We start from the raw sequence: 14,716 nt of genomic DNA, 5'->3' as shown, positions 1-14,716 counted from the left end.
CCGGGGGAATGGCGCATCTAGCGCTGCTCATCTCCCGCCGCCACCGATCACAGGCCGGCATAGGGATCTGCCAGCGCCGCGTCCGGTCGGCTAATGGGGTATTTAGTTCCCGAGATCTTGGCGGCCAGCTTTTCAGCGCCGTTTTTCTCAAGCAGCGTCCGGAAGCTTGGATGCATGCCGCCATCGACATAGGAATTCACCGGAGCGGGCGTCTGATTGGCGACTATGCCCGCGACCTTGGCGTCTTCCGTTTGCAGCCTTGCCATCAGCCCGGCGTCCGATGTTGCCGTGGTCGCAGGGCAGGCGCCAAGCGGGTCGGTCGGCTCGCCGTTGGCAAAGTCGGTGTTGAAGACGTAACGACCGCCACAGACCGAAACCTTCGGCTGGCGCTTCGTCGCTTCAAAGATGTCGTAGCCTTGTTTGATGTTCTTCCAGAAATTGAAGTTCGGGTCACCGCTGTTCCGCGCCATATTCGTTGCCGTCATGCGGAACGGATAGGCCTGCACCTGGAATTGCCCCTGACCGCCCGCGAGCGCGCGCTGGACGACGGGATAGATTTCTCCGACCCCCTGGTCCGTCAGCGCGTAGCAACCGGATGACGAACAGGCACCATGCACCATCAGCGCCTCACCGGTGTAGCCGAGAGCCTGCTCGAGCCGGTTGGGGTAGCCGAGATTGAACGACAGATAGAATTGCGACTTCGGATTCAGCATGCGGGCGGACACGTGGTAAAACCCTTCCGGCGCCTGGCGGTCGCCCGCCTTGGTCTTCGGCCCAAGCTTTCCAGACCAACGGCACATCGGATAGGTTTTGAGGAGCGCATACTGCCCGGATTTGTTCTGTTTCCAGATCTCGAGTTCGCTTTCCTGCTTGAAGATGCGAACGAGCACCGGGCTTTCCGGCTTGGAGCCGTTCTTGGCCATGGCGCCGATCAGTTTCGCCGGGATCGGCGGCGGTGCACGAACTTCGTCAAAGGCTGACATGCAGCCGGAAAGGGCGATGGCGATCGTCGCGGCCATCGCGGCGCGCCGGGCGGGCTTCGTCTTGCCCAGGAATTCGCCGGCGTTTGCGGGCGAAAGGGAAAGAAGGTGTCTCGTTATGCGCCGCATGCGGGCTCCTTGAAATGGCGACCGGACCATAAAACCTCTAGCGGCTTTAGCTGCAAGCGCTTGCCGCTGGCTTTCGTCTGTCGGCAGTTCAATAAAACTTGAACGCCGGACATCCCCACTGCTCACCAGCCTTGGCATGTGATGGTAAATTTTGTCCAAACGGCGGCATCACGTGCGCGTTACTCGCGAACACAGGTTCGCGTTACTCCCGAACCTCGGTTGCGGCTGTTGGTCGGCGCCGCGCGCTAGGCCGCCCTGTTGAGCGAAGATGCCATGGCGCGCAGGATCACGACGGACGAGGCGGCTCCGGGATCGACATGACCAAGCGAGCGCTCGCGCACCCTTGCGGCGCGTCCCTTTGTAGCGATCATCGAGCGCGTCGCGTTGGCGCCGGCCTCGGCCGAAGCGACAACGTCGCGCCAGAAACCGTCAGCTCCCTTGTTGTCTGCAAGGGCTGCTGCGGCGGCATCGGCTGCCGGCAGCCAGGCGTCGAGCATCGTCTTGTCGCCGCGTTGTCCCTTGCCGCGCTCGCGCATCCCCGAACCCATGGCATCGATGATGGCGGCGCAGGTGGCGAGATCGAGCTCCGTCTTGCCGGCGACGGCTTGTGCGGCGCGGCGAAAGGCCGTGGCATAGAGCGGTCCGGTCGAGGCGCCGACGGCATTGAGGAAAGCGCCCGCCGCCGTCGCCATGACGTCGGAGATCTGGGCATGGTCGAGGTCGAGCTTGGCCAGTCCGGCCTTCACCGCCAGGAAGCCGAGCGACATCGTCGTGCCGTGATCGGCATCGCCAATGGCGCCGTCAAGCTCCGACAGATGATCCTTTTCGGCTTCCACGGCCTCGGAGATCGCCTGAAACATGCTGACCAAGCGGCGCGCCGCATTTTCCGACATCACTGTCCTCCCAGAACGCCCGGTACCCATGCTTGACCATGGGTCCCTGACGGAATGCTAATTGATACGCAGGAAAGCCGTTTCGCAAGGGTGATGCAGCAGATCGGTCAGTTCCTGGTCGAGATGGAGGATCGAGATCGATGCACCGACCATATCGAGAGACGTGCAATAATGGCCGATCCAGTTGGCTTCAATCTCTATGTTCTTGGCGGCAAGGCGCTGCGCAACCCGCCGGTAAAGGATGTAGAGTTCCATCTGCGGCGTCGCGCCGAACGAATTGATGAGCACGGCGACACGATCTCCGGCCGAAGCTTTCATCTCCTTGAAGATGTTGTCCATGATCGCATCGGTGATGTCGTCGGCCGGCTTGATGTGCTCGCGGGTCACGCCGGGCTCGCCGTGGATGCCCATGCCGATTTCCATGTCGTCGGGGCCGATCTCGAAATTGTGGCGTCGGGTCTGCGGCATCGAGCAGGGCTCGAGCGCAACGCCGACCGTATAGGTGCGAAGGTTGGCCTTCCTGGTCACGGCCTCGCAGGCGTCGAGCGAAAGTCCCCGATCGCAGGCAGCACCGGCGATCTTGAAGATGAAGAAATTGCCGGCAACGCCGCGCCGACCCTCGCGATCCTCGATCGGCGAGGAGGCGATATCGTCCGTGGTCAGGACGGTACGGACCTTGATGCCCTTTTCCTCGGCGATCTCGGCTGCCATCTCGAAGTTCATCACGTCACCGGCGTAGTTGCCATAGACGAAAAGCACGCCCTCGCCGCCCGATGCGGCAACCGCACATTGGACGATCGGATCAGGCGGCGGCGAGGAGAAGATGTTGCCGACCGCCACGGCGTCGGCGAGGCCCTTGCCGACATAACCGAGGAAACAGGGTTCATGGCCGGTGCCGCCGCCGATGACGAGGCCGACCTTGCCCGGCCGCGGTCCGGTCTTGGCAACGAGCGCGCGATGCGAACCGTTGATCGGCTCGATATAGTCCCGGTGTGCCCTGACGACGCCGTCGAGCATCTCCTCGACAACCTCATTGGGGTTGTTGAGGAACTTCTTGACGTGGGTGCGGTAGGAGCTGGGCGTCTGGGCAAGCTTCGGCCGCTGCGAGATCCTCGTGTCGAGGCCGGTGACGCCGTCTGCCCTGAGGATGCCGTGACCGGTCGCCGCGTCGGTAATCAGCACGTTGGCGTAACCACCGCGCAGCGCCGCAAGCAGCGCCGGAACCTTGTCGAAGCCGCCGGCAACGGCAATGCGCGTGCCGATCCGGCGTAGCATGTCGAGCGAAATCCCAACTGTCCTGTCGTCGAGTGGTCCCGCGACGGGCCGTCCGCGCTCGTCGATGAACCGTCCGGCGACGACGCCGACGGCGCCGGCTGCGAGATAGTGTTGCAGCGAGACCGATTCGAAGAAACCGCTGGTATGGATGGTCGAGTTAGGGCGCAGCGACGAGATGCCGAAGAGGATGCGGTTCGCCTGTGCCAGCGTGGCGAATTGTTCCTGCAGCAGCGGCTCGTCGAGCAGCATCTGCCGCAATTCCGGCGACTTGACGATCGCCGGCGCGGTTATGCCGACGCAGCGCGCAGAGATCGCACGGGCGATCGAAGCGGCGCAGAGCTCCGGCGTATAGGAGAACGCCGCCGTCGTGCCGCCGGTCGCCTGCACCACGGTCGCGTCCTGGAGCGCATGCACATCGGCATGCTCGCCCACCGACATCACCGTGCGTCCCCAGGAGACCGCCAGCGTGTCGCCGGATTTCACCAGCTTCTGCAACGCCATTGCGCCGGCCACGCCGAGCCGGTCGATCAGCGGCCGGGCGTTGTCGTCGCTTGGAACGACGAGACAGTCGGCGAGGCCGAAATGGCGCTTGAGTTCCTGGGCGATCGTGAGCGACGCAAGACGCGCCGGCTCGAGCGAGATGTTGACGATGCCCTTTTCCCGGGCTTCGGCGAGGTAGCTGTTTACGGTCGCACGCGAGACGCCCATCGCATCGGCGATCTCGCCCTGGGTCATTCCGTCTTCGTAGTAGAGCCAGCAGGCCCAGACATAGGGATCGTCACCATAGCGCAGGGGGATGGCGTCCGACGTATCGGTCGCGCCGCTCCTGCTCGCACCGCCCTTGCGTGGTGAGGATGTCTTCGATGTCATCTGGTTGCGTTCGTTCCCTGTTTTGGTTGGTGAACATGGAAGCAACGTCGTGCTTTTGCAACCTTACTGCACCGTTCCTTAGGTCGGGTCTGATCGAAGTGCAGGTTTATACAGTAGATTTGGAATGTCGCGCATTCAGCCATCTGTGCCGGCCGGCACCAGCAGCTGGTATGACTGTCGTCGCGGTGTGCGATCCCGCTGTTTTTGAGCGGGATCGCACCGGCCTTGGGAGGCGAAGGTGTCTGGCGAAGGCACGGAACCGTGCCGTCGCCTTCGGCAGGGGTTACGTCAGGCGTGCGCGTGCGCCCAGCGAAAGTTCCTTCAGGATGATCGCGCAGGAGGTCGCACCGGCGTCGAGCACGCCGAGCGAGCGCTCGCCGAGCCGGCTGGCGCGGCCGATCTTGGCGACGAGGTCGCGGGTCGAATCGCGGCCAGCTTCGGCTGCGGAAACAAGCGAATCGAGCGCCTCGTCGAACGGTTTGCCGCTCGCGGTCGCACCGTCAAAGGCTTCCACGGCCGGAACGAGCGTGTCGATCAGCGTCTTGTCTCCGACCTTGGCCGAGCCGATCGACTGAATGCCCTCGAGGCCGGCATGCAGCATGAGGCTATAGGTTGCCGCATCGATGGCAGGCACACCGTCGAGCTTTTCGGCGAACTCGGTGAACATCACCCCGTAGAGCGGGCCCATGGATCCGCCGATCTCGGTCATCAGCACGGTTCCGAGCGTATCCAGCGCCTCGGACAAGGTTGCCTCCTTGCCCTTCAGCCGATCGGCGGCCATGCCGAAGCCCTTGGCCATGTTGACGCCGTGGTCGCCGTCGCCAATCTTGCCGTCGATCTCGCTCAGATAGGCGCGGTTCTCGATGATGCGCTCTGCGAGCGACAGCACGATCGCGCCTGAGTTGGCGTTGCTAAACGTCTGCATGATGCGCCTCTTTCGTCACAGGATGGTGGTGCAGCGAACCTCGACGTCGAGGAGCGCCTTGAGTTCGTCGTCGAGCGCCAGCACGGTCAGCGTGGCGCCGACCATTTCCAGCGAGGTGAAGTAGTTGCCGATATAGGTCCGGTAGATGCGAAGACCGCGACCGGTGATTTCCTTCTCGATCGTGTCATTCAGGATATAGAGTTCGTTGAGCGGCGTTGCGCCGAGACCAGAGACCAGCACCGCGACCTCGGTACCTGACGCCAGGTTGTGATCGTCGAGCACGATCTGGCACATGTCCTTGGCGACGTCGTCGGCGGTCTTCAGCGCTTCGACGCGTACGCCCGGTTCGCCGTGATGACCGATACCGATTTCCATCGTGCCGGGCTCGATCTGAAAGTTCGGATGGCCGACCGCCGGAAGCGTGCATGGCCCGAGACCGACGCCGATCGAACGGCAATTGTCGATGGCCTTCTGCGCGGTTGCACGCACCTCCTCGAGGCTTGCGCCTTCAGCCGCCTTGGCACCGCCGATCTTCCACATGAAGATTTCGCCGGCCACGCCGCGGCGCTTCTCGCGCTCCTCCGGCGGTGCCGAGCAGACGTCGTCATTGGCAACGACGGTCAGGACGTCGATGCCGTCCTTGGCGGCGAGCTTCATCGCCATCTTCACGTTCATGTTGTCGCCGGCGTAGTTGCCATAGAGGCAGACGACGCCCTTGCCGCCATTCGCTTCACGGATGGCATCATGGAAGCTCTTGGCGGTCGGCGACGAAAAGAGTTCGCCGACGGCGACCGCGTCCAGCATGTTGCGGCCGGTGTAGCCGATGAAGGCAGGTTCGTGGCCGGAACCGCCGCCGGTGACGACGCCGACCTTGCCGGCAACCGGTGCGCCCTTGGCGACGACCACGCGCGGGTTGTCAGCCAGGCGCACGATGTCGGAGTGCGCCTTGACGAAGCCCTTGACGGTGTCCTCGACCACCTCGTCGGGATTGTTGATGAACCTTTGCATGGTGTCTCCTGTAGATGGGGTCGTGCGTCGTCAGAGAATGGTGTAGCCGCCGTCGATCAAGAGATCGGCGCCGTTGATCATGTCGGCTCCCGCCGACGACAGGAACACGGCAGCGGCCGCGATTTCCTCGGGATAGGCGAAACGGCCGGCCGGAATGCGCTTCTTGGCGGCTTCGCCCTTTTCGCCGCTCCAGGCCTTCTTGCCGAGTTCGGTCAGGACGATGGTCGGCGAGATGGTGTTGACGGAGATGCCGTGTTTGCCCCATTCGGCCGCAAAGGTCTTCGACATGCCGATGACGCCGAACTTCGAGGCGCAATAGGCGACATGGTCTTCGATCGCGACGGTACCGGCCTGCGAGGCGAGGTTGATGATCTTGCCGCCCTTGCCGGCGGCGATCATCGCCCGGCCGACGGCCTGGGTGACGAGGAAGCTGCCCTTGAGGTTGATGGCGATGGTCTTGTCCCAGTAGTCGAGCGACAGCTCTTCGGCAGGCGCCAGAAGCGCTACGCCGGCGCTGTTGACGGCGATGTCGATGCCGCCGAAAGCGGCGACCACGCCCGACACGGCCGCATTGACCGAGGCTGGGTCCGAGACGTCGCAGACGAAGGGTCTTGCATCAGCCCCGAGAGCCTCGGCTTTTGTGCGCGCGACATCCTCGTTGATGTCGAGCACCGCCACTTTCGCGCCCTTGGCGGCAAAGGCGCTGGCAATCGCCGCGCCGATGCCGGAGGCACCGCCGGTGACGAGGGCAACCTTGCCCGTCAGCGGGAAATTGAGGTCGATCTGCGGTGTGGTCTCGGTCATGTCGTTTTCCCTCGGCGGTTGGAAAGCGGGGCGGGCAGGCCGCCCCGCTTGAGTTGGCGTTACTTGCGGGCTTCGAGCAGCTTGTCGACGTTTTCGGTCGTGACCGGCGTCCACGGAACGTTGTATTCCTTGTCCTTGCCGTCGTTGAACGGCATGTCCGGATACTGCGCCCAGATGTCCGACTGTGGCTTGTAGTCACCCTTTTTCGCCTGGAAGATCGCGAGGTCGAGCGCGCCCTGTGCCTGCGCGCGGGCATCCTGCAGGATCGAGGTCATCGTGCCTTCCTTGACGGCCGTCAGGGCATCGGTCACGCCGTCGATGCCGGCAATGGCGAAGTCGTCGACCTTGAGGCCGGCCGACTTGATCGCTTCGATCGCGCCGAGCGCCATCTCGTCGTTCTGGCCGATGACGCCGTTGATCTGGCCTGAATGGGCCGTCAGCCAGTTTTCCATCAGGGTCTGGGCTTCGGCGCGCGACCAGTTGGCCGTCTGCTGCTCGAGAACTTTGACGTCAGGGCACTCGGCAAGCGCCTTCTTGTTGCCCTCGAGGCGGGAGATCTGCGCCGACTGGCCGATCGGGCCTTCGATAATGACGACGTTGCCCTTGCAGCCGATCTTGTCGAGCACGGTCTTGGCTTCCATGTAGCCGGAGACGGTGTCGTCGGAGCCGACATAGGCGGTCAAGAGGTCGGAGTTGACGCGGGTGTTGGATCCGACGACCGGGATCCCGGCATCATGCGCCGCCTGAACGGCGGTTGCGCCGGCCTCGATGTCGATCGGCACGAAGATGATCGCGTTGAACTTCTGCGTGATCATCGTGTTGAACTGTTCCTGCTGGACCAGCGCGTCGTAGCGACCGTCAAACACGGTCAGTTCGACTTCGCCACTCTTGACGGCGGGGTGCTCTTCAAGCGCCGCCGACCAGATCTGCATGAATTCGGCATTGAGTCCGTAGGGCGCTGCACCGATCTTGAGCTTTTCCTGCGCGACGGCTGATGACGCGAAGAGGGCCGTGGCGGAAGCCAGGGCGATCACGAGTTTCTTCATGCTACTCCTCCATATTGTGGTTTCCGCGACCTTCATGGCGCACGGATTGGTTCATGGCAGCCGCTCGGCGGCCAATCTCTTAGGGGTCAAAGACCCTGATTGCGTTTCTGGTCGAGCATCACGGCGCCGACGATCAGCGCGCCCTTGAGGACCTGCTGGTAGTAGGATTGGATGCCCATCAGATCGAGGCCGTTGTTCATTACGCCGATGATCAGCGCGCCGATCAGCGTTCCCGTCACCCGGCCGACGCCGCCCGAAAGGCTGGTGCCGCCGATCACGACCGCGGCGATTGCGTCGAGTTCATAGGCGATGCCGGCCTGCGGCAGGGCCGAGCCCGTCCTGGCAGAGAGCATCATGCCTGCAAGGCCCGAAAGACCGCCGGAAATGACGTAGACGAGGAAGCGAATGCGAGTGACATTGATGCCCGAGGTTTTGGCCGCATGCGGGTTGCCGCCGACGGCGTAGATGTAGCGGCCGAAGCGCGTGCGGGTCAGGATCCACCAGGAGGCCAGGAAGACGATCGCCAGCAGGATGACCGGCATCGGGATGCCGAGGATGTTGCCCGTTCCGATCCAACGGAATTCCGGCGTCAGCGCCGGCACCGGCTTGCCGCCGCCATAGATCAGCGTCATGCCGCGCGCCGCAGACAGCATGCCGAGCGTGGCGACGAAGGCCGGAACAGAGAAGCGCGAGACGATGAAGCCGACGATGATACCGCAGGCGACGCCGACGAGAATGCCGATCGCCAATGCGATGAAGAAAGGGTAGGGCGCGCCGGCGATGCCTGCCGTCGCCGAGGTCGTCGCGAAGCTGGCGCTCACCATGCCGGCAAGGGCCACGACCGAGCCGACGGAAAGATCGATGCCGCGCGTCAGGATGACGAAGGTCATGCCGATGGCGAGCACGCCGTTGATCGACGTCTGCAGCAGCACGTTCGAAATGTTGCCCGGCGTCAGGAAATATTCGTTGGAGAGCGAAAGGATGAACGCCAACAGCAGGAAGGCGAGAAAGATGCCGTATTCCTGGATCATCGTGCCGCGGTTTTCGGCATTGAACCAGCTGCTGGACGATTTGTTTTCGATATTGGACACGGTTCTCAGGCCCCTTTGATGTCGGACAAGCGCTTCTGGCGTCGATCTCGCGGGTGGTTCAGGTCGACAGGTGGACGAGCGAACGGGCGTCGGTCGCCCGGCGGTCATAGATGCCGGCGGATTTTCCCTGGCGCATGACCAGGATGCGATCGGACATGCCGAGCACCTCGTCGATCTCCGAGGAAATCATGACAACGGTGCCACCGGCCGCGGTGAAGTCGCAGATGATGCGGTAGATTTCGCGCTTGGCACCGACGTCGACGCCGCGGGTCGGCTCATCGAGCAAGAGCAATCTCGGCTGGCGCAGGAACCATTTGCCGAGCACCACCTTCTGCTGGTTTCCGCCCGAAAGGCCCGAGACCGGCATCGTGTCGCGGGCGGCCTTGATGCCGAACCGGGCGATCATCTGGGCGCTTGCCGCGGCCTCGTCCCGGCGCTTCATGACGAAGCTCGGGCTCATCTCCGGGAGGCTTGCAAGGCAGATGTTGCCGCGAACGCTGTCTGCAAGGTTGAGGCCGCTCACTTTCCTGTCTTCGGTGACGAAGGCGATGCCGCTGGCCATCGCGTCGGCTGGCTTGGTGACGTTGACCGGTTCACCTTCGAGCCTGACGTCGCCTTGCGACGGGCGATCGAGGCCGAACAGGCAGTTGAAGATTTCCGTGCGGCCGGAGCCCATCAGCCCGTAGATGCCGAAGATTTCGCCCCTGCGCACCGAAAACGAGATGTCCTCGATTTTGCCCGGCAGCGTCAGGCCCGAAACCTCCAGGCCGATCTCGTCGGTCGGGTCGTTGGTCTTGATATATTCTTCGCCAAGTTCGCGCCCGACAATCATCTTGATCAGGCCCGGGCGGTCGATATCGGCGAGCAGGCCGCTGCCGACATAGCCGCCATCGCGAAAGACAGTGTAGCTGTCGGCAATCTGGAAGATCTCCGACAGCCGGTGCGAGACGTAGACGACGCCCTTGCCTTCGGCCTTGAGGCGGGCAACCGCAGCGAAGAGGTGCTGAGCTTCCTTCTCGCCGATCGCCGATGTCGGCTCGTCCATGAAGATGACTTCGGCTTCATGGCTGAAAGCCTTGGCGATCTCGACCAGCTGCATCTGCGCAACCGAAAGGGTCATCATCGTCTGGGTTGCACGGATGCCGAATTCGAGCCGATCCAGCAGTTGCTGGGCATCCCGGTTCATCTTCTTGAAGTCGATGCCGCCGAAGCGCCCCGAGGGCTCGCGGCCGAGATAGATGTTTTCGGCGACCGTCATATGCGGGACGGGGCTCAGTTCCTGCTCGATGATGGCGATGCCGGAGGCGAGCGCTTCGGCGGGGTTGCCGTAGTGCACTTCCTTGCCGCGGCGCCAGATTGTGCCACCGTCGCGCTGCTGGATGCCCATCAGGATCGACAGAAACGTCGACTTTCCGGCGCCATTGCCGCCGCAAAGCGCATGAACGGAGCCGGCTTGAAGCTCCAGGCGGCCGTCGCGCAATGCAGCAACGCCCCCGAATGATTTCTTCAGTCCTTCAACCTTCAAAAGCGGTTGCATGGTGTCCTCCCACGCTGCGATGGCGATTTTGCCACCATCGATTTCGACAAAAATCACACGATGATCGACATCTGTCAATATCAGCTTTTTACTTTTGATTTTTTCAATCGTCTTTTGTCAAATGGCAATGCCTGTCTTGAGCCCAATTGACATGAGTCAATGCGATGACCTGCTCCTTCGCGTCTGCTTTAGCGATCCGTTTACGCCGCGGTGACGGTTCCCCGCGCCAGGCCTATTCCCGGTTGTGTTTGGGTGACCGCGGTCTATTGTCGTGGGATGCATTTGAAGGTGGGACGCTGATATGGAAAAAGCCCGGAAGAATTGGCTCGTGATCGGTCTGGTCGTTCTTGCGCTGGCGGGCGGCTACTACGCCTGGCAGAATCTGGATCGCAATGCGCTACCCGCCGGGATCGCCAGCGGCAACGGACGCATCGAGGCGGTCGAGATCGATATCTCGACGAAAACGCCGGGCAGAATCAAAGAGATCATGGTGGACGAGGGGGACTTCGTCACTGCCGGTCAGGTGCTTGCCCAGATGGATACGGTCCAACTGGAGGCCCATAAACGGCAGGCGGAAGCACAGGAGAGGCGCGCCGTCATCGGCGTCGAAGCGGCAAAGAACCTTGTGACCCAGCGCGAGGCGGAAAAGGCGGCAGCCGACGCCGTTCTGGCACAACGCCGGGCACAACTGGACGCTGCCGAGCGGCGGCTCGTCCGTTCCGAGCAGCTCGTCAAGACGAGCACGGTTTCACAGCAGGTGCTCGACGACGACCGGGCGACGGCAGAGGGGGCAAGAGCTGCCGCCAGTGCCGCGGAAGCCTCGCTCGCCGCGTCGAATGCGGCGATCAATTCGGCGAAATCCCAGGTCGTCGATGCCGAAGCCTCGGTCGAGGCAGCCAAGGCATCGGTCGAAAGCATCGTCGCAGACATCAACGACAGCACTCTGGTCTCGCCGCGTGATGGCCGCATCCAATATCGTGTCGTCCAGCCCGGCGAAGTGTTGGCGGCGGGCGGCCGTGTGCTCAATCTCGTCGATCTCGGCGATGTCTACATGACATTCTTCCTGCCGACGGATCAGGCGGGGCGTCTATCGATCGGCAGCGAGGTCCGTCTCGTGCTGGATGCAGCGCCGCAGTACATCATTCCCGCCAAGGTTTCCTATGTCGCCGATGTCGCGCAGTTCACGCCGAAGACGGTCGAGACGGCCGAGGAGCGGCAGAAGCTGACGTTCCGCATCAAGGCGCAGATCCCCAAGGAACTCCTGAAGAAGTATATCCGCATGGTGAAAACCGGTCTTCCGGGCGTTGCCTATGTGAAGGTCGACCCCAATGCTGAGTGGCCGGCGAGCCAGACCGGCACGCTGGTGCAGTGATGGCGGATCCCGACCGGGCCGGCCTGCCGCCGGCGGAGCCCGTGGTTCGCCTGAGCGCCGTCACGCTTTCCTATGGGAAGACGAAGGCGCTGGACGACGTGACGCTCGATATACCCTCGGGCTGCATGGCCGGCCTGATCGGGCCGGACGGGGTGGGAAAATCGAGCCTGCTCTCTCTCGTCGCCGGTGCACGCGCCGTGCAGGGCGGACGCGTCGACGTGCTCGGCGGCGACATCGCCGATGCCGGCCACCGGCGCCGCACCTGCCCGCGCATCGCCTATATGCCGCAGGGCCTCGGAAAAAACCTTTATCCGACGCTTTCTGTTTTCGAGAACGTCGATTTCTTCGGCCGTCTGTTCGGCCACGATCGCGAGGAGCGTAAAAAGCGGATCGCAAGCCTGCTCGAAAGCACGGGTCTGGCTCCCTTTGCGGAGCGTCCTGCGGGCAAGCTTTCCGGCGGCATGAAGCAGAAGCTTGGGCTCTGCTGCGCGCTGATCCACGATCCCGATCTCCTGATCCTCGACGAGCCGACCACCGGCGTCGACCCCTTGTCGCGCCGCCAGTTCTGGGAACTGATCGACGACATCCGCACTGAGCGGCCGGGTATGAGCGTCATCGTCGCAACCGCCTATATGGAAGAGGCGGCGCGCTTCGACTGGCTGGTGGCAATGGATGCCGGCCGGGTGCTGGCAACGGGCACGCCCGGTGAACTGCTTGAAAAGACTGGCGTCGACACGCTCGACGCCGCCTTCATCGCCCTGCTTCCCGAGGAGTTGCGGCGCGAGCATCATGACGTCGTCATTCCGCCGCGCCCGGAAGGTGTTGGCGAGGATATCGCCATCGAGGCGAACAACCTCACCATGCGCTTTGGCGATTTCGTCGCGGTCGACAATGTCAGCTTCCGCATCGGCCGCGGTGAGATCTTCGGCTTTCTCGGCTCCAACGGCTGCGGCAAGACGACGACGATGAAGATGCTGACGGGCTTGCTTGCCGCCAGCGAAGGCACGGCAAAGCTGTTCGGCCGCGAGGTTGACCCGCGCGACATGGAGGTCCGCCACCGTGTCGGCTACATGTCGCAGGCCTTCTCGCTCTATACCGAGCTTACGGTTCTGCAGAACCTCGAACTGCACGCCAAGCTTTTCGGCATGGAGGCCGATACCATTCCTGACCGAATCGAGGAACTTGCGGCACGCTTCGACCTCTCAGGCGTGATGGAGGCTTTGCCGGACGCGTTGCCGCTCGGCGTGCGCCAGCGGCTCTCGCTCGCGGTCGCCCTGATCCATTCGCCCGACATCCTCATCCTCGATGAACCGACATCGGGCGTCGATCCCGTGGCGCGTGACAGTTTCTGGCAGATCCTCGTCGACCTCTCCCGCAACGAGCAGGTGACGATCTTTATCTCCACCCATTTCATGAACGAGGCGATGCGCTGCGATCGCATGTCGCTGATGCATGCGGGCAAAGTGCTGGTGAGCGATACGCCCGCCGACATCATGAAGAGCCGCTTGGCAGCGACATTGGAGGAGGCCTTCATCACCTATCTGGAAGAGGCGATCGCCGGGGCGAAGCAGGCGGCTCCCGCGGTAGTTCGGGCAAAGGCCCCCTCGGAGCCGGTCGTCAAGCCTGAGGCCCCAAAGCGGCCCGCCTCGAAATCGGGGTTTTTCGATGTCGGGCGCATGTTCAGCTATACCCGCCGTGAGGCGCTGGAGCTGGTTCGCGATCCGATCCGGGCGACGCTTGCCACCATCGGCACCGTGATCCTGATGTTCGTCATCGGCTACGGCATCAACATGGATGTCGAGGACCTGACCTTCGCGGTGCTTGATCATGACCAGACGACCACCAGCCGCGAATACATTCTCGAGATCGCCGGTTCGCGTTACTTCATCGAGAAGGACCCGATCACCGACTACGCCGACCTCGACCGGCGCATGCGCAACGGCGAACTCAGCCTGGCGATCGAGATCCCGCCGGGTTTTGCCCGCGATGCGGCCCGTGGCGAAAAGGTCGAAATCGCCGCCTGGATCGATGGCGCCATGGCCAGCCGGGCCGAAACGGTCAAGGGCTATGTCCAGGGGCTGCATGCCCATTGGCTGACCGGCAAGATCCGCGAACGCTACGGCAATGCGGCAACCACCGGCACCTTCAAGATCGAGACGCGCTTCCGCTACAATCCTGACGTCAAGAGCATCGTCGCCATGGTTCCCGCAGTCATTCCGCTTTTGCTGATGTTGATACCGGCCATGCTGTCGGCGCTCAGTGTCGTGCGCGAGAAGGAACTGGGGTCGATCGTCAATCTCTATGTCTCGCCGGTGACGCGGCTGGAATTCCTGGTCGGCAAACAGATCCCCTATATCGCGCTCGCAATGCTCAACTTCGTTCTGTTGACGGCGTTCGCGATCTTCGTCTTCCGGGTGCCGTTTACCGGCAGCCTCCTGACCTGGACGGTCGCGGGACTGATCTATGTCTCGGCGGCGACGGCGATGGGGCTTGTCATCTCCACCTTCATGGCGAGCCAGATCGCGGCGATCTTCGGCACGGCGATCCTGACGCTCATTCCGGCGATCCAGTATTCCGGCATGATCGATCCGGTCTCGTCGCTTGAAGGGGCAGGCGCATTCATCGGCCAGATCTACCCGACCACGCATTTCATGACGATCGCCCGCGGCACCTTCTCCAAGGCGCTCGGCTTCAGCGATCTTGCCGGCGCCTTCGTGCCGATGCTGATCGCGGTGCCGGTGCTGCTCGCCATCGGCACCCTGTCCCTCAAGAAGCAGGCGAGGTGA

The 14,716-nt window shown here is 62.9% G+C and carries 11 protein-coding genes; 2 read left to right on the top strand and 9 right to left on the bottom strand.

Features of this window, described 5'->3' with window-relative positions; all coding sequences use genetic code 11:
- Window positions 1–47: 47 nt before the first annotated feature.
- From ASD02_RS05025 to ASD02_RS04980, 9 genes are all read right to left on the bottom strand, one after another.
- A complete protein-coding gene (locus ASD02_RS05025) occupies window positions 48–1,019 on the bottom strand; it encodes a murein L,D-transpeptidase family protein (RefSeq protein ID WP_057210110.1) in 972 nt (323 codons plus the stop codon).
- Window positions 1,020–1,354: 335 nt separating this feature from the next.
- Window positions 1,355–2,002 (bottom strand): dihydroxyacetone kinase subunit DhaL, encoded by a 648-nt coding sequence (gene dhaL / locus ASD02_RS05020; RefSeq protein WP_025429356.1) that lies wholly within the window; start codon window positions 2,000–2,002, stop codon window positions 1,355–1,357.
- Between the two features lie 57 nt (window positions 2,003–2,059).
- Window positions 2,060–4,147, bottom strand: a complete 2,088-nt coding sequence (locus ASD02_RS36695; RefSeq protein WP_082555447.1) for a bifunctional sugar-binding transcriptional regulator/dihydroxyacetone kinase subunit DhaK — start codon at window positions 4,145–4,147, stop codon at window positions 2,060–2,062.
- Between the two features lie 283 nt (window positions 4,148–4,430).
- A complete protein-coding gene (gene dhaL / locus ASD02_RS05005; protein ID WP_057221918.1) occupies window positions 4,431–5,072 on the bottom strand; it encodes a dihydroxyacetone kinase subunit DhaL in 642 nt (213 codons plus the stop codon).
- Window positions 5,073–5,087: 15 nt separating this feature from the next.
- On the bottom strand, window positions 5,088–6,080 hold the full coding sequence (locus ASD02_RS05000) for a dihydroxyacetone kinase subunit DhaK (RefSeq protein WP_057221917.1): 993 nt from the start codon (window positions 6,078–6,080) through the stop codon (window positions 5,088–5,090).
- Between the two features lie 30 nt (window positions 6,081–6,110).
- Window positions 6,111–6,884, bottom strand: a complete 774-nt coding sequence (locus tag ASD02_RS04995; RefSeq protein WP_025429353.1) for an SDR family oxidoreductase — start codon at window positions 6,882–6,884, stop codon at window positions 6,111–6,113.
- A 59-nt stretch (window positions 6,885–6,943) separates the two neighbouring features.
- On the bottom strand, window positions 6,944–7,930 hold the full coding sequence (locus ASD02_RS04990) for a substrate-binding domain-containing protein (protein WP_025429352.1): 987 nt from the start codon (window positions 7,928–7,930) through the stop codon (window positions 6,944–6,946).
- An 86-nt stretch (window positions 7,931–8,016) separates the two neighbouring features.
- On the bottom strand, window positions 8,017–9,021 hold the full coding sequence (locus tag ASD02_RS04985) for a sugar ABC transporter permease (protein ID WP_025429351.1): 1,005 nt from the start codon (window positions 9,019–9,021) through the stop codon (window positions 8,017–8,019).
- A 58-nt stretch (window positions 9,022–9,079) separates the two neighbouring features.
- Window positions 9,080–10,558, bottom strand: a complete 1,479-nt coding sequence (locus ASD02_RS04980) for a sugar ABC transporter ATP-binding protein (protein WP_057210108.1) — start codon at window positions 10,556–10,558, stop codon at window positions 9,080–9,082.
- A 301-nt stretch (window positions 10,559–10,859) separates the two neighbouring features.
- Here ASD02_RS04980 and ASD02_RS04975 point away from each other — a divergent pair, with 301 nt between their 5' ends.
- Both ASD02_RS04975 and rbbA read left to right on the top strand, forming a co-directional pair.
- Window positions 10,860–11,930, top strand: coding sequence for an HlyD family efflux transporter periplasmic adaptor subunit (locus ASD02_RS04975; RefSeq protein ID WP_057212812.1), 1,071 nt, complete (start codon window positions 10,860–10,862; stop codon window positions 11,928–11,930).
- The gene (rbbA, locus tag ASD02_RS04970; protein ID WP_057212810.1) at window positions 11,930–14,716 is read left to right on the top strand and encodes a ribosome-associated ATPase/putative transporter RbbA; all 2,787 of its coding nucleotides are present in this window, start codon (window positions 11,930–11,932) and stop codon (window positions 14,714–14,716) included. Before ASD02_RS04975 ends, rbbA begins: the two co-directional genes overlap by 1 nt.

The sequence above is a fragment of the Ensifer sp. Root1252 genome, assembly GCF_001425885.1.
GTDB classification, from domain to species: Bacteria; Pseudomonadota; Alphaproteobacteria; order Rhizobiales; family Rhizobiaceae; genus Ensifer; species Ensifer canadensis.
The sequence above is the reverse complement of the archived record's forward strand: the minus strand, read 5'-3'. Positions and strand labels throughout refer to the sequence as shown.